This window comes from Marinobacter alexandrii, from assembly GCF_005871205.1.
Taxonomy (GTDB): domain Bacteria; phylum Pseudomonadota; class Gammaproteobacteria; order Pseudomonadales; family Oleiphilaceae; genus Marinobacter; species Marinobacter alexandrii.
The window spans coordinates 147,725-170,816 of record NZ_SWKM01000011.1 but is presented as its reverse complement, the minus strand read 5'-3'; the positions used below and the strand labels follow the sequence as shown (position 1 = coordinate 170,816).

General features: G+C 58.9%; 24 protein-coding genes. 9 read left to right on the top strand and 15 right to left on the bottom strand.

What is annotated here, in order from left to right; genetic code table 11:
• Positions 1-70: 70 nt before the first annotated feature.
• From rpoH to ftsY, 4 genes are all read right to left on the bottom strand, one after another.
• Positions 71-931, bottom strand: a complete 861-nt coding sequence (gene rpoH, locus FCS96_RS01000; protein ID WP_138438385.1) for an RNA polymerase sigma factor RpoH — start codon at positions 929-931, stop codon at positions 71-73.
• 192 nt (positions 932-1,123) lie between these two features.
• Positions 1,124-2,128 (bottom strand): permease-like cell division protein FtsX, encoded by a 1,005-nt coding sequence (gene ftsX / locus FCS96_RS00995; RefSeq protein ID WP_138438384.1) that lies wholly within the window; start codon positions 2,126-2,128, stop codon positions 1,124-1,126.
• Complete coding sequence (gene ftsE, locus FCS96_RS00990; RefSeq protein ID WP_138438383.1) at positions 2,118-2,807, bottom strand: cell division ATP-binding protein FtsE; 690 nt, start codon at positions 2,805-2,807, stop codon at positions 2,118-2,120. Before ftsE ends, ftsX begins: the two co-directional genes overlap by 11 nt.
• Positions 2,808-2,837: 30 nt before the next feature.
• The gene (gene ftsY / locus FCS96_RS00985) at positions 2,838-4,061 is read right to left on the bottom strand and encodes a signal recognition particle-docking protein FtsY (protein ID WP_138438382.1); all 1,224 of its coding nucleotides are present in this window, start codon (positions 4,059-4,061) and stop codon (positions 2,838-2,840) included.
• Positions 4,062-4,220: 159 nt separating this feature from the next.
• Between ftsY and rsmD the strand changes: the two genes are divergently transcribed.
• Complete coding sequence (rsmD, locus tag FCS96_RS00980; protein WP_138438381.1) at positions 4,221-4,868, top strand: 16S rRNA (guanine(966)-N(2))-methyltransferase RsmD; 648 nt, start codon at positions 4,221-4,223, stop codon at positions 4,866-4,868.
• A gap of 58 nt (positions 4,869-4,926) precedes the next feature.
• On the opposite strand, the gene FCS96_RS00975 is transcribed toward rsmD, so the two are convergent.
• Positions 4,927-6,105 (bottom strand): DesA family fatty acid desaturase, encoded by a 1,179-nt coding sequence (locus tag FCS96_RS00975; protein WP_138438380.1) that lies wholly within the window; start codon positions 6,103-6,105, stop codon positions 4,927-4,929.
• Between the two features lie 235 nt (positions 6,106-6,340).
• Between FCS96_RS00975 and mutM the strand changes: the two genes are divergently transcribed.
• From mutM to FCS96_RS00945, 6 genes are all read left to right on the top strand, one after another.
• Positions 6,341-7,153 (top strand): bifunctional DNA-formamidopyrimidine glycosylase/DNA-(apurinic or apyrimidinic site) lyase, encoded by an 813-nt coding sequence (gene mutM, locus FCS96_RS00970; RefSeq protein WP_138438379.1) that lies wholly within the window; start codon positions 6,341-6,343, stop codon positions 7,151-7,153.
• Positions 7,154-7,350: 197 nt separating this feature from the next.
• The gene (locus tag FCS96_RS00965) at positions 7,351-7,683 is read left to right on the top strand and encodes a hypothetical protein (RefSeq protein WP_138438378.1); all 333 of its coding nucleotides are present in this window, start codon (positions 7,351-7,353) and stop codon (positions 7,681-7,683) included.
• Between the two features lie 86 nt (positions 7,684-7,769).
• Entirely contained in the window at positions 7,770-8,459 is a 690-nt protein-coding gene (gene yrfG / locus FCS96_RS00960) for a GMP/IMP nucleotidase (RefSeq protein ID WP_138438377.1), read from the top strand.
• A gap of 41 nt (positions 8,460-8,500) precedes the next feature.
• The gene (gene hslR / locus FCS96_RS00955; RefSeq protein ID WP_138438376.1) at positions 8,501-8,908 is read left to right on the top strand and encodes a ribosome-associated heat shock protein Hsp15; all 408 of its coding nucleotides are present in this window, start codon (positions 8,501-8,503) and stop codon (positions 8,906-8,908) included.
• 80 nt (positions 8,909-8,988) lie between these two features.
• Complete coding sequence (gene hslO / locus FCS96_RS00950) at positions 8,989-9,843, top strand: Hsp33 family molecular chaperone HslO (RefSeq protein WP_138438375.1); 855 nt, start codon at positions 8,989-8,991, stop codon at positions 9,841-9,843.
• A 172-nt stretch (positions 9,844-10,015) separates the two neighbouring features.
• Entirely contained in the window at positions 10,016-11,548 is a 1,533-nt protein-coding gene (locus FCS96_RS00945; RefSeq protein WP_138438374.1) for a phosphoenolpyruvate carboxykinase, read from the top strand.
• Between the two features lie 62 nt (positions 11,549-11,610).
• Here the strand turns inward: FCS96_RS00945 and FCS96_RS00940 are convergent, their stop codons facing one another.
• Together FCS96_RS00940 and FCS96_RS00935 are read right to left on the bottom strand one after the other, a co-directional pair.
• Positions 11,611-13,695, bottom strand: a complete 2,085-nt coding sequence (locus FCS96_RS00940) for a TRAP transporter large permease subunit (RefSeq protein WP_138438373.1) — start codon at positions 13,693-13,695, stop codon at positions 11,611-11,613.
• Positions 13,696-13,702: 7 nt separating this feature from the next.
• Positions 13,703-14,767 (bottom strand): hypothetical protein, encoded by a 1,065-nt coding sequence (locus FCS96_RS00935; protein WP_228263993.1) that lies wholly within the window; start codon positions 14,765-14,767, stop codon positions 13,703-13,705.
• Between the two features lie 285 nt (positions 14,768-15,052).
• Here FCS96_RS00935 and FCS96_RS00930 point away from each other — a divergent pair, with 285 nt between their 5' ends.
• Positions 15,053-15,325: an HU family DNA-binding protein gene (locus FCS96_RS00930; RefSeq protein ID WP_138438372.1), complete on the top strand. Its 273-nt coding sequence runs from the start codon at positions 15,053-15,055 to the stop codon at positions 15,323-15,325.
• A gap of 60 nt (positions 15,326-15,385) precedes the next feature.
• Here FCS96_RS00930 and FCS96_RS00925 read toward each other — a convergent pair whose 3' ends face one another.
• The 8 genes from FCS96_RS00925 to gshB all read right to left on the bottom strand — a co-directional run bounded on the left by FCS96_RS00925 (position 15,386) and on the right by gshB (position 22,402).
• Positions 15,386-16,372, bottom strand: a complete 987-nt coding sequence (locus FCS96_RS00925; protein WP_138439597.1) for a putative solute-binding protein — start codon at positions 16,370-16,372, stop codon at positions 15,386-15,388.
• Positions 16,373-16,616: 244 nt separating this feature from the next.
• Entirely contained in the window at positions 16,617-17,924 is a 1,308-nt protein-coding gene (locus tag FCS96_RS00920; RefSeq protein WP_138438371.1) for a dihydroorotase, read from the bottom strand.
• Entirely contained in the window at positions 17,921-18,934 is a 1,014-nt protein-coding gene (locus FCS96_RS00915; RefSeq protein WP_138438370.1) for an aspartate carbamoyltransferase catalytic subunit, read from the bottom strand. Before FCS96_RS00915 ends, FCS96_RS00920 begins: the two co-directional genes overlap by 4 nt.
• Positions 18,935-18,993: 59 nt before the next feature.
• The gene (gene pyrR / locus FCS96_RS00910) at positions 18,994-19,503 is read right to left on the bottom strand and encodes a bifunctional pyr operon transcriptional regulator/uracil phosphoribosyltransferase PyrR (protein ID WP_138438369.1); all 510 of its coding nucleotides are present in this window, start codon (positions 19,501-19,503) and stop codon (positions 18,994-18,996) included.
• A gap of 32 nt (positions 19,504-19,535) precedes the next feature.
• Positions 19,536-19,979, bottom strand: coding sequence for a Holliday junction resolvase RuvX (ruvX, locus tag FCS96_RS00905; protein WP_138438368.1), 444 nt, complete (start codon positions 19,977-19,979; stop codon positions 19,536-19,538).
• Positions 19,972-20,538 (bottom strand): YqgE/AlgH family protein, encoded by a 567-nt coding sequence (locus FCS96_RS00900; protein ID WP_171040637.1) that lies wholly within the window; start codon positions 20,536-20,538, stop codon positions 19,972-19,974. The genes ruvX and FCS96_RS00900 overlap by 8 nt, the downstream gene beginning before the upstream one ends.
• Positions 20,535-21,401, bottom strand: a complete 867-nt coding sequence (locus FCS96_RS00895; protein ID WP_138438367.1) for an energy transducer TonB — start codon at positions 21,399-21,401, stop codon at positions 20,535-20,537. The genes FCS96_RS00900 and FCS96_RS00895 overlap by 4 nt, the downstream gene beginning before the upstream one ends.
• 38 nt (positions 21,402-21,439) lie before the next feature.
• Positions 21,440-22,402, bottom strand: coding sequence for a glutathione synthase (gene gshB / locus FCS96_RS00890; RefSeq protein ID WP_138438366.1), 963 nt, complete (start codon positions 22,400-22,402; stop codon positions 21,440-21,442).
• A gap of 294 nt (positions 22,403-22,696) precedes the next feature.
• Between gshB and pilG the strand changes: the two genes are divergently transcribed.
• Positions 22,697-23,089, top strand: coding sequence for a twitching motility response regulator PilG (gene pilG, locus FCS96_RS00885; protein WP_041342172.1), 393 nt, complete (start codon positions 22,697-22,699; stop codon positions 23,087-23,089).
• Positions 23,090-23,092: the final 3 nt, after the last annotated feature.

Here is a 23,092-nt window from a genome sequence, read left to right as displayed (position 1 = left end):
TACAAACAAAAACGCCACCAACCGGAACGGTGGTGGCGTTTGCAGGGATTCGAGTTCAGACGGGCCGGGGTCAGGCGACTTCGGCCATCTGATTTCGAATCTTCTTCATGGCGTTTTTCTCCAGCTGGCGAATACGCTCAGCCGACACGCCGTACTTGTCGGCCAACTCGTGCAGCGTGGATTTGCTATCCGAGAGCCAGCGCTCCCGAAGGATGTCCTGGCTGCGCTCATCCAGATTCTTCATCGCCTCCATCAGGCGGCCGTTGGAATCTTCGGTCCAGTTCGCGTTTTCCAGTTGGGTCGCCGGGTCACTGCGACGATCCTCAAGGTAGTAAGCCGGGGCCTGATACGCGTTGTCCTCGTCATCGTCCATCGGGCCATCAAAGGCGGTGTCATGGGATGACAGCCGGCCTTCCATCTCGCGCACAACCCGGGGCTCTACGCCAAGATCGGCAGCAACTGCTTTTAGCTCTTCATGGTTCAACCACGCCAGTTTTTTCTTCTGGCTGCGCAGGTTGAAGAACAGCTTACGCTGAGCCTTGGTGGTGGCCACTTTCACGATGCGCCAGTTGCGCAGGATAAACTCGTGAATCTCAGCCTTGATCCAGTGCACGGCAAACGACACCAGACGAACACCGTATTCGGGATTGAAACGTTTAACCGCTTTCATCAGGCCGACGTTGCCTTCCTGAATCAGGTCGGCCTGGGCCAGCCCATAACCGGAGTAACTCCGGGCAATATGAATGACGAAGCGCAAATGTGACAGCACCAACTGACGAGCAGCCTCAACATCCCCGTCATAATGGAGTTTCTCAGCCAAATCCCGCTCTTCTTCCGCGGTGAGCACCGGAATGCGCCCCGCTGCCTGGATGTACGACTCAAGATTTCCACCCGGAACCAGTCTGTCAATGAGCTGTAAACTCGTACCCATGCCTTAACCTCCGAACTTGACGGTCAATAAATATAGCAACTGATGCTTGGACCGCCAAGACTCCGATAAATTCCAAAATTCCCAGTAACCCGTTAATAATCAACTCCCTGGGAAATTCTCCGTGGTGTCCTAGCTCCAAAAAACTACGCCAGAACACCTTGCTCTTTCAATACGGTTTTTCCGCAATCCGGATCATCCGCCGGCAATTTCTCCCGGCTCAATATCGTCAAGATGCCGCTTTACGGCCACCCAGGCGCCTAGCCAGCCTAACAGCATCGCGACGATTATCAACGCCAGCGCGCCATCCACATTAAGGCCATTCAACATAAACTCGCTGCGATACAGTCCCGCCAGACGCTCAATCGGCCCGCTGAGCCACCAAAGGGACAGCTGCAACAGGATGAACGCAACAACTCCACCGCCAAGACCAAACCAGGCGCCGGTATAAAGGAACGGCCGCCGCACAAAAGCGTCGGTGCCGCCTACCAGCTTAGCGACCAGGATTTCATCCCGACGACTTTCGATCGACAGCCGCACAGTGTTCCCGATGACCAGCACGACCGCAGCCGCCAGTAACAGAGACAGCGCCCAGACCGCGCGCGCCAGAAGATCCGTCATGGCATTCAGGCGCTGCAACCAGCCCAGATCAACCTGCACTCGCTCCACGCCGTTCATGGCCTGGATAAAGCTCACCAGACCTTCAACGCCCGCCTGGGAGCGGGCGCCTTGTTCCGGCGTAATCAGCAACGTGTGCGGGAGCGGATTGTCGTCCAAATAGTCCAACGCCTCCTTGAGACCGGAAGATGTCCGGAACTCGGCCAACGCCTGGTCGCGACTGACCAGCTCCACCTCGGTAACCCGGCCGTCAGATGCGATTTCCTCCCGCAGCTCGCGGGCGCGATCTTCCGGCAATTCCAGCTCCAGGTAGGCGGTCACACGGGCACTGCTTTCCCAACCGGCACTCACCCCTTCCAGGCTGGTCAGCAGCAACAATAAGGCCACCGGCAGCGCCAATGCCACACCCATCACTGCCCAGGTCATGGAGCTTGCCACGGGGTTGCGCCAAAGCCGCGCTGCACTGTCCCGAGCCACTTTCCGGTGGTGATTGAGGTAGCTTTCCGCCTGCTGGCGCCAGGGCGAGCGGGAAGCCGCCGCGCCACGGGCCGCTTCCGGTTTTCGGCGTGGATCAGTGGCCACTTGCACCCCCTGCGAATGGCTGGCCACCGGCAATCAGGCGGCCGTGGTCGAGGGTCAGGGTGCGACGCCCCATCTCGTTAATCAGGGCAATGTCGTGGGTGGCGATCAACACGGTCACCCCCACCTGACTGAACTGGCCAAACAGGTTCATGATATCGGCCGACAAGGCCGGATCCAGATTACCGGTAGGCTCATCGGCCAGCAGCACCGGCGGCTTGTTCACCACCGCCCGGGCAATGCCCACGCGCTGCTGCTCACCGCCAGAGAGCTGCATCGGATTCATCTTTTCCTTGCTCAGCAGCCCGACCTTATCAAGCGCCGCCCGCACCCGCCGGCCAGTATCCCGCGGTGACGATCCCATCACTTCCAGCGGCATGGCGACGTTGTCGTAAACGGTGCGGTCAAACAGCAACTGGTGGTTCTGAAAGACCACGCCGATATGACGTCGAATATAGGGAATCTGACGGCGAGGCAACCGGTTCAGAACCTGCCCGCCGACGATCAACTCGCCCGCACTCGGTCGCTCCATCACCATGATCAGCTTCAACAGCGTGCTTTTCCCGGCACCGGAGTGGCCGGTAAGAAAAGCCAGCTCACCCCGATCCAGGCCAAAATTCACTTGGCGCAGGGCGGTGTGGTCACTGTCGTAGCGCTTGGTCACCTGGCGGAATTCAATCATGGCAGGCTGCAGCTCCGGTCGTGCCGAGGTTTAGTCAAACAGGGCATCCACAAACGTTTCGGCGTCGAAACTGCGCAAGTCGTCCACCTGCTCACCCACGCCTATAAAACGAATGGGCAGCTGCAACTGGCGAGCGATGGCGAACACGATGCCGCCCTTCGCAGTGCCGTCGAGTTTGGTCAGGGTAATACCACTGACACCGACCGCCTGCTGGAACACCTGGGCCTGGCTCAGGGCGTTCTGGCCGGTTCCGGCATCCAACACCAGCATCACTTCATGGGGAGCAGTGTCGTCCAGCTTCTTCATGACCCGAACGACTTTCTCAAGCTCGTTCATCAGGTTGTCTTTGTTCTGGAGACGGCCAGCGGTGTCAGCAATCACAACATCCACCTCACGGGATTGGGCCGACTGGATCGCATCAAAAATCACCGACGCACTGTCAGCACCATTGTGCTGTGCCACCACCGGAACATTGTTACGCTCGCCCCACACTTGCAGCTGTTCAACGGCCGCAGCACGGAAGGTGTCACCGGCGGCCAGCATGACCGACTTGCCATCGTTCTGGAACTTCTTGGTCAGCTTGCCAATGGTGGTGGTCTTGCCAACGCCATTCACACCAACCATCAGGATGACATACGGCTGCTTGCCGGTATCCACCGACAGAGGTTTGGACACGTCTTTCAACAGTCCATGAAGTTCGTCCCGCAGGGCTTTACGCAGGGCTTCGCCGTCCTTGAGCTGGTTACGCTCAAGCTTGTCGGTCAGCGATTCAATGATTTCCGAGGTGGCGGTAACACCCACATCCGCCATCAGCAGGGTGGTCTCAATTTCCTCAAGCAGGTCTTCGTCGATCTTCTTGCCCACCGAGAACAGATCGGCCATTCCACCGGTCAGGCTGGCCCGGGTTTTACCCAGTCCCTGCTTGATGCGCTCAAAAACACTGAGCTGGGGTTCCGGCTCTGGAGCTGGCTCGGGTTCTGCTGCCAGCTCAGGGGTAGCGACAGGCTCTGGGGCCTCGACTGCTTCAGGCTTGGTTTCGGCCGGAGCCGATTCTGCGGCAGGGCCTTCTACACTCGCCTCTTCTGTACTGGTTTTTTCCGCAGGCTCGGCTGGCGCTGGGCCTTTGGCCACCTCCGGCTTCCGCTGAGGCACCGGCTTTGGACGCGGGGCCCGACTGCGATTGCCGGCAATATCCAACACGAAAATGAGTACCAGAAGGGCCAATAGGCCAATTGAAATCCACTCTGCCGTCATAAAGTCATACCATCAATCCGAATGGGCGGGAGAAACAAGGCCGACATTCTAGCAGACTGTCCTGCCGAAGTGAGGGTTGCCGGAATTATCCCGCCCGCCCCGGTTTCCGCTACCATACGGGCTACGCACTGACACAGACAGGTTGCTGGAGTTAACTACATGGCACGCAAGAAACCCGCCGGCCGGGGTTCAGTGAATTCGCCTGGCCGCGGCTCCCAAGGCGCCGGAGTCGGCATGGGTGAACTCCGCATCATCGGCGGCGACTGGCGCAGCCGCAAACTGCGCTTTCCCGACGCCGGCGGGGTGCGCCCTACGCCGGCCCGGACCCGTGAAACCCTGTTCAACTGGCTCTCGTTTCACACCGCTGGCAACGACTGCCTGGACTTGTTTGCCGGCTCCGGCGCCCTGGGCCTGGAAGCCTTGTCCCGCGGCGCCGGCGCCGTCACGCTGGTAGACCACACGCCGAGCCTGGCACGGGCGCTTCGGGATAACCTCCGGCTGCTGAAATCAGACCGGGGCACGGTGGAGTGCGCCAGCGTCGACAGCTATCTGGCGCACCGCACCCGGGAACCGTTCGACATCATCTTCATGGACCCGCCTTTTCGACAGGGCTGGCTTGAAGCCATCCTGCCCGTGCTCGACGACCAGGGCTGGGTAAAACCGGGGGGATGGGTCTATCTGGAGCATGAAAGCGAAAGGGCGCCCCCAACCGTACCCAACCACTGGCAACTGCATCGCCAGAAGACCGCAGGCCAGGTCACCTATTGTCTGTTTCGGGTGAGCCCTGAGCAGGAACACACCGCCTGACGGCGTCACTGGGCTGGCATTCGAACACAAAAAACCCCGCCGAAGCGGGGTTCTCAGTTCAGGCTGCGGGCTTGAGCGAATAGGCTCGCAGGTGCTCGGCGAACTCTTCCAGATAGCGAATGCCACTGGCTTCCGCCTCTTTACACCATTCCATCAGCGCGTTCAGCTTTTCCTGGGGTTTGAGGCCACGCTGGCGCCACAGCGCCTGCAGTTCGTGGCTCTTGTCGTAGATCTGACGCAGCATGGCGTTCCGCTCCAGAACAGATTCCAGGGTTTCCTTTTCTTTCGGCTGAATCAGCGTGATTTCACGTGACAACAGCTGCTTGAGCTTGCGATAGCGGGGCCGGATTTCGTCATCCATGAGCGCCCGTTGCTGGCGCAATGCTGGCTCCATGACGCGCTTGCGGTACTGGCGCATGATGTCGAACCGGTTGTTGGCGATGGCCTGTACGGTTTCAACATCCACTTCCTGCTTGCCCGGCACATGATGGGCAATCGGCCGGTATCCCTTCGGCTTGGCCATGCCAAACAGCTGGAACAGACGAATATAACCCCAGCCAATGTCCACTTCGTACCACCGCCGCGAAAGCTTGGACGAATTCGGATAGGTGTGGTGGTTGTTGTGCAGTTCTTCACCGCCAATCAAAATCCCCCAGGGAGAGATGTTGTGGGCATTGTCGGTGCACTCGAAGTTGCGGTAGCCAAACCAGTGGCCAAGGCCGTTCACGACGCCTGCGGCCCAGACTGGAATCCACATCATCTGCAGGGCCCAGATCCAGATGCCGTGCACGCCGAACAGTGCCAGGTTAATCACTGCCAGCAACGAAACACCCAGCATCTTGTAGCGGCTGTATACATTTCGTTCAATCCAGTCTTCCGGGGTGCGCTGGCCATAACGCTCCAGGGTTTCCGGCGTGGCTGCAGTGGCGTAAAGCTCAGCACCCTCGAACAGCACCTTCTTGATGCCCAGTACCACCGGGCTGTGAGGATCATCCTCGGTTTCGCACTTGGCGTGATGTTTCCGATGGATGGCAGTCCACTCCTTGGTGTTCTGGGCAGTGGTCATCCACAACCAGAAGCGGAAGAAGTGCTTCAGAACGGGGTGCAGGTCCAGCGAATTGTGGGCCGAATGGCGATGCAGGTAGAGCGTCACACTCACAATGGTGATGTGGGTCATACCCAGCGCAACCAGAATCAACTGCATCACCGACAGGTCAAGAAGACCGTTAAACCACATAAAAAATCCTCAAATCAATTCAGCGACTTGCGCCGTTCCGGAAGGAGAGAGAACAGGAGAGTATCAGACCTTCGTAGGGGGACAGCAAGCCAATGATGCCACTTTAGCGTACAGGTGTTCGCTGTCACAACCGTATTTGGCTGCAATTTTGTTACTGATTACACTTAGTGTGTTTCCAAATTAGCCTTGGCCTACCAGCCAGCCGACAACCCCTAACCGCCCGGAGTGTCACCGCGTGCCCGAATTACCCGAAGTTGAAACCACCCGGCGCGGCATTGCCCCCCACTGTGAAGGCCAGCGCATCACTCAGGTCACAGTCCGCAATGCCAACCTGCGCTGGCCGGTGCCGGATGACCTGGCTGAACGCCTCAAAGGCCAGACCATCCGCACCGTGGACCGGCGCGCCAAGTATCTGTTTTTGAATCTGGACGGCGGCACGGTGATTGTTCACCTGGGTATGTCCGGCAGCCTGCGCATCATTTCCGACCAGGCCCCGCCTATGACCCATGATCATGTCGAGCTGAGGCTACAGAGCGGTGTCGCCCTGCGCTTTAATGACCCGCGACGGTTTGGTTGCTGGCTGTGGTCAGACGCCGCCGACAGCCATCCGCTGATTGCCAACCTGGGGCCCGAACCCCTGTCGGCGGAGTTCAACGGTCCCATGCTGTATCGGCTGTCCCGATCCCGGAAGACGCCGGTCAAATCCTTCATCATGGATAACCACGTGGTGGTGGGCGTGGGCAACATCTACGCCAACGAGGCCCTGTTCAAGGCCGGCATTCACCCCAGACGGCAGGCAGGACGGATCAGCCTGGACCGCTACCACCTGCTCGCCGAGGCGATCCGGGAAACCCTTAGCGCAGCCATACTGATGGGCGGAACCACCCTGCGGGACTTTGTAAATAGCGATGGCAAACCGGGTTATTTCGCCCAGTCACTGTTGGTCTACGGCCGCGCAGGCGCCCCGTGCCCCGAGTGTGAGACCGTTTTAAAGGAGGTCCGTATGAACAATCGCTCCACCGTCTATTGCCCCCGATGCCAGCGATAGCCACCAATACAAATGCACAATTTGCAACGAAAAATCTTTTGAAAATACGCAAATATGATTCATAGTTAACAGAGATATAATGCCCTTCGTCTACACTGAGGGGCGTATTCAGCGTCCACTCAGCGTTCAAAAGGGTGTGATCGATACCCTGGGGCGAGACAGAAACCACAGGGGCGACAAGTTCAGGAGACAGTACGATGACTCGAAAGATTTCCCGCACACTGATGGCCACGCTGGCCGCCTGCCTGTTGGCGTTTTCTTCTGTCGGGCATGCCAAGGCGGTGGACGAAAGCCCATCTGCGCTTGCGATGACCGGTGATGCCATTTTCGCCCGCCCGGTCCTACTGGCCACAACTGTCATTGGCAGCGCTGTCTACCTGGTGTCACTGCCGTTCTCCTTGTTGGGCGGGAATGCCGGAGAAGCCGGCGAAGTCCTGGTCGTGGGTCCGGCTAAAGCGACGTTTGTTCGTTGCCTGGGCTGCACCCGGGTTGGTCGCAAGCCTGAACCGGTCCAACAAAGCGCCAACTGATCCCGTGACAAATCCGTACTATCCCGGCTTGCCAAGGCCGAGCTTCTGCGGCAGCCTGAAGAAAAATCTTCAGGCTGTTTTTGTTTATGGTGAATTGGTCCTCGCTGGAGACGGTGTTCCTCGATATGGATGGAACCCTTCTCGATCTGCATTTTGACTCCCATTTCTGGCTGGAACACCTGCCCCTGCGCTACGCAGAGCGGCACAACCTGGCCCATCAGGACGCCAAAGACCATATCATTCCGATGATCATGGCCGAACGCGGCACCCTGAACTGGTACTGCACCGATTACTGGAGCAACCGGCTAGCCCTGGACATCACCGAGCTGAAATCAGAAGTGGGCGACAAGATTGGTTACCGCCCCCACGTCATCGATTTTCTCGACGCCCTGCGCGAGTCTGGCCTGCGCACGGTGATCGTCACCAACTGCCATCCAGATCCCCTGAAACTGAAACTGGAACGAACCGGACTGGATCAGCGGGTCGATGCCATCGTATCCAGTCACCAGCTCGGACGCGCCAAGGAAGACCGGCAGTTCTGGCAGGACCTGCATCAACTGGCGCCCTACCAGGCCAGCTCAACACTGATGGTGGACGACAGCTTCCCGGTTCTTGAGAGTGCCCGGGATGCCGGCATCGGCCAGTGTCTGGCGGTCCTGGCGCCCGACAGTCAGCAAGCGGCGCATAAGCAGCATCCGGAGATCCCCGGCATTCATCATTTCGATGAAGTGCTGCCAGCGTTGCGCCAACGCCAGTCTCTGCCATCCGGTCGGTGAGCAGGTTATAATCATTTCAGGCGTTCATCAGGCGAGGAGACATGGCGGCACCCACCACTGACGACAACCGCGTAAGACTCGACAAATGGCTCTGGGCGGCGCGTTTCTACAAAACCCGCTCCTTGGCCAAGGAGGCCATTGAAGGCGGCAAGGTCCACTACAACGGCCAGCGCTGCAAGCCCGGCAGGATGGTGGAAGCCGGCGCAAAATTGACCCTGCGATTGGGCTGGCAGGAAAAAGTCATCATCGTTGACGACATCAGCGACCGTCGCCGAGGCGCCCCGGAAGCCCAGAAGCTTTACCACGAGACCGACGACAGCATTAAAAAACGGGAAGACCTCGCGTGGCAGCGTAAAACCATGCAGGCCGCCCAATTACCACCGGCGCGACGGCCGTCCAAGAAAGACCGCCGCGATATTCAGCGCTTCCGCGAGCAGAACAACATCTGACTCTTTTTCAGTGCAGTGCGCCGAACGACCAAAACTGGGCTCGCCTCAGAGCCCAACTCAGTTTTTTCAGGAGATACACCATGGCATCCCGTGACCAATTCCAGCGCTTTATCTTTGAGGACAGCCAAGTCCGGGGCGCCTGGGTCCAACTGGGGGAAAGTTTCCAGGAAATCGGCAGCCAGGCCCCCTACCCTGATTCCGTTCGCAGCCTACTGGGTGAGGCACTGGTGGCCAGCGTTCTGATGAGCAGCACCCTCAAGTTTGAAGGCACCCTGTCACTGCAGGCCCAGGGCGAAGGGCCGCTCCGTACCCTGATGGCAGAATGCAGTCATGACCGCTACATCCGCGGCCTGGCTCGCTTCGATGAGCACGCCGTGAGCGAGGAAAACCTGCACGATATGCTAGGCGAAGGCCGAATGGCTATTACCATCACTCCGAACAAAGGCAATCGCTATCAAGGTGTTGTACCTCGGGAAGAGAACAGCCTGGCAGGCTGCCTTGAAGAATACTTCGAGCGCTCTGAGCAGATTGCCACCAGCCTGATCCTGTTCGCCGACGAGCACTGCGCAGCCGGGCTTTTGCTTCAGCGCATGCCGGGCACCACAGAGCAGGACGACGATTTATGGGACCGGGTGAACCACCTGGCCCGCACCGTGGAGGCCTCAGAGCTGTTGGAACTCGACAGTGAAACCGTTCTGCACCGGCTGTTCCACGAGGAAACCGTGCGCCTGTTCGAACCCGAGACCGTTGCCTTCCGGTGCAGCTGTTCGCGGGAACGGACCCTGGGCGCCTTGGAAGCGATTGGCAAAGACGAGTGCTACAGCATCCTGGATGAGCAGGGCCAGATCGATATGGACTGCCAATTCTGTCACGCACACTATCGCTTCGATAGGAACGACATTGATCATCTTTTCACCGGCCATACGTTACACTAACACCACTATGTAATTGCCCGGAAGCCGCGTATGGCGCGGCTTCCTGGGCAGTCGTTTTTTGCCGGCGCCTCTGGCATAATAGCGCGCCTGAATTGACCCGATTGTTCAGATTTCCGTCAAATTTGGGGGGCGGCCTGAGCAGTCACGAAGACATCCCAAGGGCGAGGTCGAAGTGAGCAACACTTATAATGATCTGAGTACAGCACAACTGGTCGAGCAGGCACTGGCACGCAACGAAGGCCAGCTAGCTGCTAACGGTTCACTGGTTGTGAAAACCGGTGAGCGCACAGGCCGGTCTCCCATGGACCGTTTTATCATCGAAGAGCCGAGCACCGCTGATGATATCCACTGGGGTCCGATCAACCGCCCGTTTGACGCCGAAAAGTTCGACGCCCTCTGGGATCGAGTTGAAGCCTACATCGCCGAGAAAGACCAGTTTGTCTCTCACGTTCACGTCGGCTCCGATCCCGAGCACTATCTTCCGGTCAAGATGACCACTGAAACCGCGTGGCAGAACCTGTTCGGTCGCAACCTGTTTATTCGCCCGGACAGCTACAACCCGGCCGACAAGCAGGAATGGCAGATCCTGAACGCCGCCAATTTTGAGTGCGATCCCGAGCGCGATGGCACCAACAGCAACGGCTGCGTGATGATCAACTTTGCCAAGCGCAAGGTCCTGCTGGCTGGCATGCACTACGCCGGCGAGATGAAGAAGGCCATGTTCTCGGTGCAGAACTTCCTGCTGCCGGAAAAAGACGTTCTGCCAATGCACTGCTCAGCCAACGTCGGAGAAGACGGCCAGACCTGCCTGTTCTTCGGCCTGTCAGGCACCGGCAAGACGACCCTCTCGGCCGATCCGAACCGCTTCCTGATCGGCGATGACGAGCACGGCTGGGGCCCTGGAACGGTCTTTAATATCGAGGGCGGTTGCTATGCCAAGTGCATCGACCTGTCCCAGAAGAACGAGCCCATCATCTGGGATGCAATCCGCTTTGGTGCCATCGTCGAAAACGTCACCATCGACCCGGAAACCCGCGAACCGGACTACACCGACGTCTCGCTCACCGAGAACTCCCGTTGCGCCTACCCGCTCGAGCATGTGGAAAAGCGTGTCCTCGAAAATCGCGCCGGCGAGCCTTCGCACATTGTCTTCCTGACCTGCGACATGACCGGTGTATTACCGCCGGTGTCGATCCTGACCAAGGAAGCGGCGGCCTACCACTTCCTGAGCGGTTACACCGCACTGGTTGGTTCTACCGAGATGGGCTCTTCGTCCAAGCTGAAGTCCACGTTCTCCACCTGCTTTGGTGCGCCGTTCTTCCCGCGCCCGGCCGGCGTTTACGCCGAGCTGCTGATGAAGCGGATGGACGAGTTCGGTAGCAAGGTATTCCTGGTGAACACCGGCTGGACCGGCGGTCCTTACGGTGAGGGCCAGCGTTTTAGTATTCCGACCACCCGCGCCATTATTGCCGCCATTCAGAACGGCGATCTGGACGACGTGGAAACGGAGCACCTTCCGACCCTGAACCTGCACGTACCCAAGTACGTCCCAGAGGTGGACTCCTCGCTGTTGAATCCACGTAACACCTGGACGAGCCCAGAGTACTACGACGGCAAAGCTGCCGAGCTGATCGCCCAGTTCGTCGAGAACTTCAAAAAGTTCGATGTCTCTGACGCGATTGTTGAGGCCGGGCCGAAGCTCTAAGCCCACCAGCCCAAATAAAAAAGCGCCTTGCGAAAGCACGGCGCTTTTTTTGTGGCTGCCCCCTAAACCGCATAAAACAACAGCGGCACGAACGCGACGAGCACCAGAGAAATCCCCATGGCGATGAGTGGCATAATGATGCGCTCATGACGCTGGTAGAAGGTGCCGGACTCCTGCTGGGCCGCCAGCACTTCCGCTTCACCCACCACTTGCCGTGTCAGCAAATGGTTCAGCGCCACCGGCGGGCTTAGGTATCCCAGTTCAAAGGCCACCAGGGTAACCATCCAGAAATGGATCGGATGGATGCCACTGGCGTAGGCAATGGTCGCCACGGTCGCCGTGACCAGGATGACCGCGCCGAAGGCGTCCATGATCATGCCCAGTATCACCAGGATGACGACCATCAGAAGCATGGCCGACCAGGCACTGTCGAATGCCTGTGGAAAACTTTGCATGATATGGGAGCGCTCGATGACGCCACCGATGCTCACGGACAGCCCCAACAGCAGCAGTAGCGCACCGATTTCCGCAGTGGTGTCGTTGGTGGCCCTTCTTAAGCAGCGCTCCAGGCCAGGATGGCCAACTTCGTCCGGGGATCGGATCCGGCGAGGCTTCAGAGCGAAGTGTTCATACGCCAGGATCGCCAGCATGATGACCGGCAGCAGGCGCGGCGCGGAGAATTCATCCATGCTCACATCCAGCGCGATTCGGTACAGCAGCACCACTGCAATAATGACCAGCACGTAGGGAACCAGCGGTTTCATTGCCTGCAGCATGGCCGGGAACGCTACCGAGGAGGGTGCCAGCTCGAACTTGCTCTGGCGATTCACCGTCAGTGCCACCAGCAGAAACAGGGTGGCGGTCAGGACAAACACCCAAATGCCCCATCCAAACAACTCGTCAGTGGTGACTTCCCGGTTCAGATACGCAATCACAACCACCAGAAGGCAGGGCCGCAACACGACACCCAGTGAGCCGGACATGGCCGTGGCAGCCAGCGCCAGCTGGCGCCGGGCGCCCGCAGCCCGTAACTCACTGTAGATGACCGCACCGGCGGCGATCACAAAGATACCCGAAGCACCGGTGTAAGCGGTCGGAATAGCTGCGACTAATACCGCCACCACCGCCAGCAATTCCGGCGGCATACGCCAGGGCCGAAAAACATCGAACACCAGCGTGGCCAAACGGGTCTGCTTCAGCATCATCCCGACCCAAACATACAAGCCCACATTCAGGAACATGTCGGACAGTTCCATCATCTTGCCCAGGTAGATGCCAATACCCGAGGCATGACCAATCAGGGCGAAATAGCTGCCAGAGATCAAACACATCCCGGTGTAGAGCGGTACGGCGAGGAACGCCTTGTTCAGATTGCCACCCTCTTCCAGCTCTTCAGGTACCTGGAATAAGCGGTACAGGCAGGCCAGGGTCAGGCAGCCAAAGCCCGCAATCCAGAAGTTATGCAGCAGCAACTCTTCCGATGAGATTGAGGTTTCGGCCCCCAAGGTAGACTGGCGAAAAATGACACTGGACCCCAGCAACATGGCGTTGGCGATGGTTTGCAGGGTATGAGACACGGTGTAGTCCAGCCGGGTCTCCATGGCACGCATGGCGATGTGGTGGCGGGTCAGCGTAGCAGTGACCGCACACAGCATGACCAAGAGGACCAGGATATAGCGCTGGGACGACAGCCCGAAGGCAATCAGGTCGGCAATGAACAGCTCAACCGCCCGGTAAGCTTTCAGACCCGGCGTCAGCTGCCCCTGCAGGCTCTCGTAGCTCTGATAGGCTTCCCGACAATCGGCCAGTGACCGTTCGATGGCAAGCCGGACTTCGGCCGGGTTCTTTTCCACGGCGCCAAGAAGCGCCGCCATGGGATCATCACTGGCGGGCGTTTCCGCCAATTCCGCCGCGACCGCTGCATCAACATCCCGGTTGGCGTTACAGGTAGGTTGAACTGGATCCATCCGCAGCTTGTAGTAACCGCTCCAGAGCTGTTCGCCCCCTCGCAACATCTGGTTGTGGATATCACTGCTGGTCGAGAATACCACCACCGCCAACAGCAACAGACAGGCGGGCAGAGAAGAGAACCACTCCAACCCGGTGCGACGGACTCCAACCTTGGAAAGCGCTAAATTCTGGGACATGGTGAAATTACAACAGGTCGTCCAGGTTCATGGTTTCTACCTCTTCCGGCTGGTCATCCCAAAAGGTGCCCAGCTGGCCCAGAGGAGTGCGATGACCGGTATTTTCCACCCAGAGCCGATCGGAAATGGCGACGATCATGTTGGTAGCCATGGCATCCACAAATCGCCAGTCGGCGTTGGCTGGAGTTTGCTCCAGCGACCGGGCGTGCTCCCGAATAACGTACTTAACGAGATCCTGGTCACCCTTGTTGATGGCGGCAATGGCGTGGAATACGTGCGGCAGGCGAACCCCCGCTGCCTCGCCCTGCCCGTCAGCAATGCCCAGGCGCTCGAAGGCGTCTTCACCTTCAGGCTGCGCGCCCGGAATCATGGCCCAGACGGTTGCCCGAAGCGCCATGGGGGCTCCCCACCACTTGTCGTTCTCAAGACATGCCGTTGCCCGAGCGACGATTGAGCCGACATTGGCGGGTACGCCGATAGACGATGTCGACTGAATCTGGGCATTCAGCGCCTGCAGGCCGGACAGTAGACCCGCCAAGTAAATGAACTCATCCTTGTCATCGGCAAAGTCCGGGCATTCGCCGGTCCCGGGCGCACCGTAATAGGCATTATGGTGTTTCCAGCCCTTGAAATAGCGCTCGGAAGCCAGGACATAAGCGCGTTTCTGGCGGATCAGGGCATCTTCGGCTTCGTTGGCATTCATGGCGTGCATGGCCGCCAGACCATCCAGCTCGAACTCCCGGGCCTTCTCCTCAGCGCAGCCACCGGCAGAAAGATACAGCATGACGGCCAGTTGATCCGGCTCAGAGGTGACCCGACCAAAGGACATCAGCAGGGGCGCAGTGGCCTCACTCATGGCACACCCCATGGCCAGATCACTGCTTTCCAGCAGGTAAGGCACCGTGTGATCCCGGGAGAAGCCTTGCATAACGTCGCCAGTGGTCTTGTAGAGCATGTTGTTGACCGCGCCACAGCCACTGAGCAGCGCACTGGCCATCAACGCCGCACACCATCCCTTTAGCCGGGGCCAGACCAGTGATCGTTCCAGTGAGTGAGTCAGGGAATCTGTCATCGCGGGTTTACCTATGGCGTTATTATTCTCAGCGTTTTGCATGGGCGTGCTGTCGCCGATCCGACCCCAACCCGCCGTGTTACAGACTGTAACCGAGGCCACATTATGGCTCACAAGATCCTGTTTTTATGAGACCGACGCCGCAAATGACACCAAACGCCGCGGTAAATCCTGGTGCCGGCATTTGCACAATGAACGCCAACCCACTATAGATGAGACCAACCGCAGGCCATCAAGCCTGTGGCCAGCCCCCAGACCAAAACAGAAATAAAAAAGGAGTATCCGATGCGCAAACCCGAACTAGCTGCCGCTATTGCTGATCAAACCGGCCTGACCCGCGACAAGGCCAGCGAGGTGATTACCGCGTTTACCGATCAGGTCTCTGCGGCCGCTGCGAGGGGTGAGGACGTCACCCTGATCGGTTTTGGTACCTTCAATATTCGCTCCCGGGAAGCGCGGGATGGCAGGAACCCGCAAACCGGAGCCAGCATTCGCATTCCGGCCAGCAAGACTGTTGGCTTCAAGGCCGGCAAGGGACTTAAGGATAAAATCAGCTGACTAAGAAGGGGCCTGCGCTGGCAGGCCCCGTTATATCGCGAACAACATCGCAAATCACTGTCAGGAAGCACACTCTGCGCGGGTTGCGTCCACCCGGCACCGAATCGCCTTCATCAACTTGATGGCCCGCTCATCAAAAACCCCATCATCCAGCAGCGACAGCCGCACCTTGCGCAGCATTTTGTCGTACTCGGCGGTGTCTTCCTGGGGCAGGTTCATCCACACCGTCTTGGGGATTTCCGCTTCAGCCTGGGCGATGACGTCGTAGGCCTGATCAATGCGTTTGATCGATTCATTACGCACCATCTGAGCCGCCTCATCCGGGAAACGGTCACGGTGAATAATCACCTGGAAATTCATGTAGCCAATCGCGTATTTCACCACGGCACCGTTGGGCTCAACGCCCTTGTAGAGCTCAAGCGGTGTGTAGGCAACCGCCGGGGCGTAGGCGAGGTCGACGCTGCCATTATTGAATTTGCCGGCAAAATTGGCCGAGTTAGAGCCCACCACCGAGGCCCCGACATGCCGGACCATGCGCACGGAGGCCTGATCATAATCCAGAGTAGCAATGCGCTTGCCCTGGAGTTTTTCCACAGAATCAATACCGCGGTCACGAGTGTGAAGATAAATCGCCCCACCCGGGAACACACCGGCGACTTCATAGGGGCCGTCAATCAGGAATGGTCGCGCCTTGGCCTGGCTGAGGGTGTTGTACAGAAGACGCATCTCCTGCTCCCCGGGAACGGCACCCATGGCTTCCAGGCTGCCGGTGAACTTGTTGAACTCCCGGGCCCGGGTACCGGTGAGCAGCACGGCATCGCACTGGCCCGCCTTGAAGTCCTCGGCGGCGACCTTTTCATCGGTATAGGCCCGAAGATTCAGCTTGATACCCTGCTTCAGGGCTACCGGCTGGAAGGTTTTGGTGATGGCGAACAGAGGGCCATTGGCACCCACCGGATCGAATACGCAAAAACTGCGCTCCAGCGGTTCACCCTGGCCATGGCTCAGGGTAGGAAAAAAAAGACTGACACACAGGGCGGCAGCCATGGCCACCCGATGCGGGAAGGTTGCTGATGTCACGGGAGGACTCCTGATGTTTTTATTGTCGGGCGTCAGTACGTCCAAGTGTACCAACTGGCCCGCTTTCCTTGGCTGACAGTAGGCCGGCCTTCGTAAGAATACGTTGGCACCGGTGGCTGTCATCAAGGGCTTTTCAGCAACAACAGGAGATTCTGTGATGGTGTCGACAGAGATATCACTACCTCTGCCGCATTTTGACCAGGATCTGCGCTCAGCTCGCCGGGTGCTGCCAGGCCACTTTGCCTCGGGCCAGGGTCAGGCGCACCACACCCGGAACTTCGCGACCGGTGACCGGCGCGTGCCGCCCCACCGAGACCAGGGTATCGTCGGCGGGCGTCCAGTAGTGCTGAGGATCGAACACGCACAGGTCCGCAACTTCACCTTCGGCCAATCGGGCGCTGCGCCCCAGGACCGAGGCCGGCCCGGAGGTCAGGGCCCGAATCAGCTCCGGCAAACCCAGCTCATTCAACTCCACGAGCTCCAGGCCCAGGGAGAGGACGCTTTCAATGGTGGACAGGCCAGGTTCGGTAGCCGCCAGGGGCGCTTGCTTGGCCGCAGTGTCGTGGGGTTGGTGCTGGCTGGCGATGGCATCGATGACGCCATCACGGACACCGGCAAGCAACGCCTTCCGGTCGCGCTCGCTGCGCAGGGGCGGGCGAACATGAAAGCGGCTGTCGAATCCGGCCAGCGCGTCCTCGGTGAACAGCAACTGGTGAATAGCCACGTCAGCAGTCACCGCAATGCCACGCCTGCGCGCCTCGGCAAGCATCTCAACACTGCGGGCACAGGATAGCTGGCTCAGGTGCAGCCGTGCCCCGGTTTCTTCGGCCAGCAGGATCATTTCCATTACCGCCGTGGTTTCGGCCACTTCGGGGATGCCCAGCAGCCCCAGCCGGGAGGTCACCAGCCCATCGTGGGCATAACCATCCGCAGCCAGGGCCTGGTTTTCTGGCCGGAACATGACAGTCAGGCCAAAAGTCTGGGCGTAGGCCATACACCGGCGCAGAACCCGGGCGTTGCGTACACCCCGACCGCCGTTGCCGACTGCGACACAGCCGGCAGCGGCCAGGCCCGCCATATCACTGAGCAATTCACCTTCCAGACCCCGGGTGATGGCACCCACCGGCAGAACGTGAACAGAGGCCCGGTTACTGGCCAGATCCCGGATCAGATTGGTCACCGCACCCGAGTCATTAACCGGCGATGTCTCCGGCGAGGCGCACACCGTGGTGAAGCCGCCGTGGGCGGCCGCCCGGGTTTCCGACTCGATATTGCCTTTTTGGCCGTTGCCCGGTTCTCTGAGGTTGCAGTGCAGATCGACAAAGCCCGGGCTGATGATACAACCCTCCGCATTCACGGTTTTGTCGGCTACGGCCCGTGCCGCGGCGTCGCCCATGGCGACAATGTGGCCGCCTTTGATGAGCAGAGCAGTGTTCTCGGCGTCGGTGCCCTGACTGTCCAGCAGGCGCCCACCAACGATCTTCAGGCTCGCGCCGCTATCTTGAACTGAACCACTCATACCTGTCCTCCCTGAGCCTGCGTGCGCTGGCGTTCAGCAAGCTGCCCGCCCATGGCCATGGACATCACCGCCATGCGGATCGCGATGCCGTTGGTCACCTGATTCAGAATCACCGACTGGGGCCCATCGGCCACCGCCGATTCAATCTCCACCCCACGGTTAATGGGGCCCGGGTGCATCACAATGCAATCCGGATGCGCCAACGCCAATTTGTCCCGGCTCAGTCCGTACAATCGATAGAACTCCCGCTCACTGGGCAACAGGGCGCCCTCCATCCGCTCGTTCTGGAGCCGGAGCATGATCACCACATCAAGATCCTTCATGCCTTCGGCCATGTCGTAGTGCACAGTACAGCCCAGCCTTTCGACATCCTTGGGCAACAGCGTGCCCGGCGCAATCACCCGCACCTCGGCAACACCCAGGACATTGAGGGCGCGGATCTGGGAACGCGCCACCCGCGAGTGCAGGACATCTCCAACAATGGCGACTTTCAGGCCCTCAAATCCACCCTTGTGCTGGCGAATGGTAAGCATATCCAGCATTGCCTGGGTCGGATGGGCATGGCGACCATCGCCGGCATTGATGATGGCCACCCCGGGGGTAACGCTCTCGGCGATAAAGTGGGGTGCGCCACTCTGGGAGTGACGCACCACGAACATGTCGCTGGCCATCGCCTCGAGATTCAGCAGGGTATCGGACAGGGATTCACCCTTGGAGGTGGCGGAGGTACTGATATCAAGGTTGAGCACGTCGGCGGACAATCGCTTCGCCGCCAACTCGAAGGTACTCCGGGTTCGGGTGCTGGATTCAAAGAACAGGTTCACCACCGTGCGTCCCCGCAACAGCGGGACCTTCTTGATGGTGCGCTCCCCGACTTCAATAAAGGAATCAGCGGTATCCAGAATGTCGGTCAACAGGTCACGGCTTAGGCCGTCGAGGGTCAGGAAATGGCGCAACTGACCATCCCGGGTCAGCTGCAAGTGGTGCGGGAAGGGATCGTTTGCGGTCATGGTTCGCCTGTGTGCGGTTCTGGTTTCTTGTCGTTAGCGTGTGGCCAAAAAAAGCCGAATCAGTGTCCGGCTTCCTGAAGCTCAATGTGTAAGGGCTCCGGGCCCCGCAACTTCACCCGCTGATGTTCCTCCAGGGCCAGGGTCCGGCCAACAACGTCAGGCTGAACTGGCAGTTCCCGGGCACCCAGATCAATCAGGGTAGCCAGTATAATACTGGCAGGACGGCCATAATCGAAGATCTCGTTCATGGCGGCACGGATGGTCCGGCCACTCATAATCACGTCGTCGATCAGAATAACGTCACGGCCTTCGGTGTCGAACGGCAGGCTCGAGGGCTTTACCCTCGGGTTCAGGCCAATGCGGCTGAAATCGTCGCGGTAGAAGGAGATATCCAGTTCACCGAAGGGCTCATCCAGGCCCAGGCGCTTGCTGAGCACGTCGGCGAGCCAGACACCGCCGGTCCGGATTCCTATCAATGCCGGCTGGTCCACGCCCCGGTCTGCCAACACTTGGCGCAGGCCGGATTCCAGCTCATTCAGCAACTGGTCGATATCAAGCAGTGCGGTCATTACTTCCTCGCTGTTGTAGAGGCCTTGATCGGTCAGTGGTCGACCCGGTCACGCTGAAGGCCAAACCAGGTTTCCAGAATCAGTACTGCGGCACGGTCATCGACACCGTGGCGGCCAAAATCACGGCTACCCCCGGCAGCCATCACCTCACCCTTGGCTTCGAAACTGGTGAGACGCTCATCGACCATCTCGACCGTCACATGGTAGCGGCCGTGAATTCGCTTGCCGAATTTCCGGGCCCGGGCACACATCTCATTCTCGGTGTCGTCCATGTTCAGCGGCAACCCCACCACGACCAGGTCTGGCTGCCATTCCTGAAGAATTGCCTCCACCCTGGACCAATCGGGAATGCCATCCCGGGCCGGAATCATCGCCACCGGCTGTCCGGTACCCAGCATTTCCTGGCCCGAGGCCACCCCAATACGGCGAGTACCATAATCAAATGCCAGGACGCTGCGGTTACCCGGTTCAGGCATGGCCAATGGACTCGCTGAGCTGGTTCAGATCAATGCCGATCAGGTTCAACACTGCCTTGTAACGCTCTTCCCAAGGGGTTCGGAAGATGATGTCGGTGGAGGCGGGACAGGTGAGCCAGGAGTTGCTGCCCAGTTCCTGTTCAAGCTGGCCCTCGCTCCAGCCGGCATAGCCCAGAGCAACCAGGAATTCCTCCGGCCCCTGGTTCTGACCGATGCCGGCCAGAATGTCCCGGGACGTGGTCAACAGCACGTCATCCGTCACCTCGGCGGTATTTTGCCAGCTGGTTCCCGGCGGGTGCAGGACAAAGCCCCGCTCGGGCTCTACCGGACCGCCGCTGAACACCGGGAGATCCAGTTCGCCGCCGTGCATATCCAGTTGTTCCAGGATTTCACCAAGGTGGATATCCAGGGGCTGGTTGATCATCAGGCCAAGAGCGCCGTCGTCGGAATGCTCGCACAAGTAGATCACCGCGCCATGGAAACGCGGGTCCGCAAGATAGGGTGACGCCACCAGGAAGTGGTGCCTCAGGCTGTTAGGAGAATGCTTTGATGCTGTCATCCGGAAGTCAGCCCCCGCCGCTGGAAAGACCAGGTTCGTATGATTTCCAATTCGTCCACCTTCTCTCCCATCGAGTCTGGGAATGGCGCAAACGGCGCTGCCATTCGGACGATTCGGATGGCGGCGTCATCCAGCACCGTACTGCCGGAAGACTGAAGCACCGCCACTTCTTTGATTGTGCCATCTTTCTTGAGGGATACCAGCATTCGAAGTGTGCCGTAGATTCCGGCGCGTCGTGCTTCGGTGGGGTAATTGATGTTGCCAACCCGGGTGACCTTGCTGATCCAGTTCTGGACGTACCAGGCGTTAGTCGATTTCAGGGTCGAGGCGGCCGTCACCCGCATCACTCGCGGCTTGCGTGCGTAGGCCTGTTGCTGGGCATCGAGGCGTGCTTCCAGGCTGGCAATTTCCAGGCTCCGCTCCATCAGGCTCTTCTTCTCGCGAACCGGAACCGGCTCCTCAACCGGCTTGGTGCGTTCCTTCGGCTGCTCAACCTTACGACTGGACTGGGCCTCGGTTTGCACCACCTGTTTTTCACGCACCGGCTGCGGCTCGGTTTTCGAGGGCGGCTCGGGCTGCACCTGGGCCACTTCCGGCTGACTCACCTGTGCCGGGTTCGGCGTGGTCATTTCCTCGGCCTGCTCCTCACTGCCACTGCCCTGCTGATTGGTCTGGGCCAGAAAATCCGCTTCCTCCGGCGCCTGTTCGTCCTCGAACTGCGACAGGGTAATTTCCATGGTCTGCGCCGAGGACCGGGGCGGCTCCGGGGCAAAGGTGATCCCCAGCACAATCATGGCATGCACCGCGAGCGCCATAAAAAGGGTAAAGGAAAACCGGTCGAAGTCGCTTACCTGAACTGCCATTCCAGATCCTGGTTACATCGTTAGTCCCGGGCCGGGCATTAAGCCCGTTTACGCGCCTCCAGACGCTTGGCAACCGCTTCCATCAACAGGCCGGCAATGTCGATACCGAACGCCGTGTCGAGTTCGCGGATACAAGTGGGACTGGTTACATTGATTTCGGTGAGGTAATCGCCGATGACATCAAGGCCGACAAACATCAGGCCTTTTTCCTTGATAACCGGGGCAACACGGTCGCAGATCTCGCGGTCCCTTGCCGTCAATTCACGCCCCTCCCCTCGGCCACCTGCAGCCAGATTGCCACGATTCTCGCCCTGCGACGGAATGCGTGCAAGGGCGTAAGGTACGGGTTCGCCCTCAATCAAAAGGATGCGCTTGTCGCCGTCGGTGATCTCCGGAATGTACTTCTGGGCCATGGCCTGGTGCTCACCGTAACTGGTCAGCGTCTCAATGATGACGCCCAGGTTAAAGTCGTTTTCCCGGATCCGGAAAATCGAGTGCCCACCCATGCCATCAACCGGCTTCATGATGACATCGCCGTGGCGGGCGTAGAATTCCTTGAACCGGGTCGCGGACCGGCTCACCAGCAGCGGTGGGGTCAGATCCTCGAACTGGGTAGCAAACAGTTTCTCATTGCAATCCCTCAGGGTGGCCGCCGGGTTCACCACCAGGGCACCCTGCTGCTCGGCCGATTCAAGGATGTAGGTCGCCATCAGGAACTCACGATCAACGGGTGGATCCTTGCGCATCAGGATGACGTCCAGATCCCCCAGGGCACGATCCTGGCTGGGGCCAAAGCTGTACCAGTTTTCCGGATCATTGTGCACAGTCAGATCCCGGGTGTGGGCCATAGCCTTGCCACCATCCAGGTACATGTCCGGCAGTTCCATGTATTCGATTTCCCAGCCGCGTTTTTGCGCCGCCAGCAACATTGCCAGTGAACTGTCTTTCTTGAAATGGATATCCTCTATTGGATCCATCACGATCCCGAGTCGGACTGTCATAGTGCCTCTTGAAATCCAAGGGTTGAAAACACGAACCGGTCAGCAGAGTGGACCGGGGAATAAGTGCTATGCTGAGACATCGAATGGTATTGTACCCGAGCCTTGAATGCATCCGCAGATATCCTCAGCCGATTACGTGACGTTGCAGGCGGAAGTACATTTGGTCACAAAGTAATACTTTTTATCCAGCCATTGATACTCTATAAATATGCGGGGTTTATAGAACAGCCGTAAGGTTTGTGCTAAAACCCGTTGTAAAATAATGACAGTCGCTGAGCGCAAGGCAGTTGGACAATGGATGACAACTTCGAGAATTTGAAGATCATGGTGATCGACGACAGTAAAACCATCCGTCGCACCGCAGAAACCCTTCTGAAAAAAGTCGGCTGTGAGGTAATCACCGCAACTGACGGCTTTGACGCTCTGGCCAAGATTGCCGATTCCCAGCCGGACATCATTTTTGTCGATATCATGATGCCGCGACTGGATGGCTACCAGACCTGCGCACTCATCAAGAACAATTCCTCCTTCAAAAAGACGCCGGTAATAATGCTCTCCAGCAAGGACGGCCTGTTCGACAAGGCGAAGGGCCGCATCGTCGGCTCTGACCAATACCTGACCAAACCGTTCAGCAAGGACGAGCTGCTCAATACTATCCGCCAGTATATCCCCCAGGCGGCCCAGTAAACC

What these genes read in the sequence shown, in the direction of transcription:
- gshB (WP_138438366.1), bottom strand. Translation starts at nt 22,402, where the DNA reads ATGACAGTCCGACTCGGGATCGTGATGGATCCAATAGAGGATATCCAT.
- yrfG (WP_138438377.1), top strand. Translation starts at nt 7,770, where the DNA reads ATGGTGAATTGGTCCTCGCTGGAGACGGTGTTCCTCGATATGGATGGA.
- FCS96_RS00915 (WP_138438370.1), bottom strand. Translation starts at nt 18,934, where the DNA reads ATGACCGCAAACGATCCCTTCCCGCACCACTTGCAGCTGACCCGGGAT.
- FCS96_RS00920 (WP_138438371.1), bottom strand. Translation starts at nt 17,924, where the DNA reads ATGAGTGGTTCAGTTCAAGATAGCGGCGCGAGCCTGAAGATCGTTGGT.
- FCS96_RS00935 (WP_228263993.1), bottom strand. Translation starts at nt 14,767, where the DNA reads ATGACAGATTCCCTGACTCACTCACTGGAACGATCACTGGTCTGGCCC.
- ruvX (WP_138438368.1), bottom strand. Translation starts at nt 19,979, where the DNA reads ATGCCTGAACCGGGTAACCGCAGCGTCCTGGCATTTGATTATGGTACT.
- FCS96_RS00940 (WP_138438373.1), bottom strand. Translation starts at nt 13,695, where the DNA reads ATGTCCCAGAATTTAGCGCTTTCCAAGGTTGGAGTCCGTCGCACCGGG.
- FCS96_RS00965 (WP_138438378.1), top strand. Translation starts at nt 7,351, where the DNA reads ATGACTCGAAAGATTTCCCGCACACTGATGGCCACGCTGGCCGCCTGC.
- FCS96_RS00930 (WP_138438372.1), top strand. Translation starts at nt 15,053, where the DNA reads ATGCGCAAACCCGAACTAGCTGCCGCTATTGCTGATCAAACCGGCCTG.
- rpoH (WP_138438385.1), bottom strand. Translation starts at nt 931, where the DNA reads ATGGGTACGAGTTTACAGCTCATTGACAGACTGGTTCCGGGTGGAAAT.
- FCS96_RS00925 (WP_138439597.1), bottom strand. Translation starts at nt 16,372, where the DNA reads ATGGCTGCCGCCCTGTGTGTCAGTCTTTTTTTTCCTACCCTGAGCCAT.
- pilG (WP_041342172.1), top strand. Translation starts at nt 22,697, where the DNA reads ATGGATGACAACTTCGAGAATTTGAAGATCATGGTGATCGACGACAGT.
- hslO (WP_138438375.1), top strand. Translation starts at nt 8,989, where the DNA reads ATGGCATCCCGTGACCAATTCCAGCGCTTTATCTTTGAGGACAGCCAA.
- FCS96_RS00975 (WP_138438380.1), bottom strand. Translation starts at nt 6,105, where the DNA reads ATGTGGTTTAACGGTCTTCTTGACCTGTCGGTGATGCAGTTGATTCTG.
- FCS96_RS00900 (WP_171040637.1), bottom strand. Translation starts at nt 20,538, where the DNA reads ATGACAGCATCAAAGCATTCTCCTAACAGCCTGAGGCACCACTTCCTG.
- ftsY (WP_138438382.1), bottom strand. Translation starts at nt 4,061, where the DNA reads ATGACGGCAGAGTGGATTTCAATTGGCCTATTGGCCCTTCTGGTACTC.
- pyrR (WP_138438369.1), bottom strand. Translation starts at nt 19,503, where the DNA reads ATGACCGCACTGCTTGATATCGACCAGTTGCTGAATGAGCTGGAATCC.
- ftsE (WP_138438383.1), bottom strand. Translation starts at nt 2,807, where the DNA reads ATGATTGAATTCCGCCAGGTGACCAAGCGCTACGACAGTGACCACACC.
- FCS96_RS00895 (WP_138438367.1), bottom strand. Translation starts at nt 21,401, where the DNA reads ATGGCAGTTCAGGTAAGCGACTTCGACCGGTTTTCCTTTACCCTTTTT.
- hslR (WP_138438376.1), top strand. Translation starts at nt 8,501, where the DNA reads ATGGCGGCACCCACCACTGACGACAACCGCGTAAGACTCGACAAATGG.
- rsmD (WP_138438381.1), top strand. Translation starts at nt 4,221, where the DNA reads ATGGCACGCAAGAAACCCGCCGGCCGGGGTTCAGTGAATTCGCCTGGC.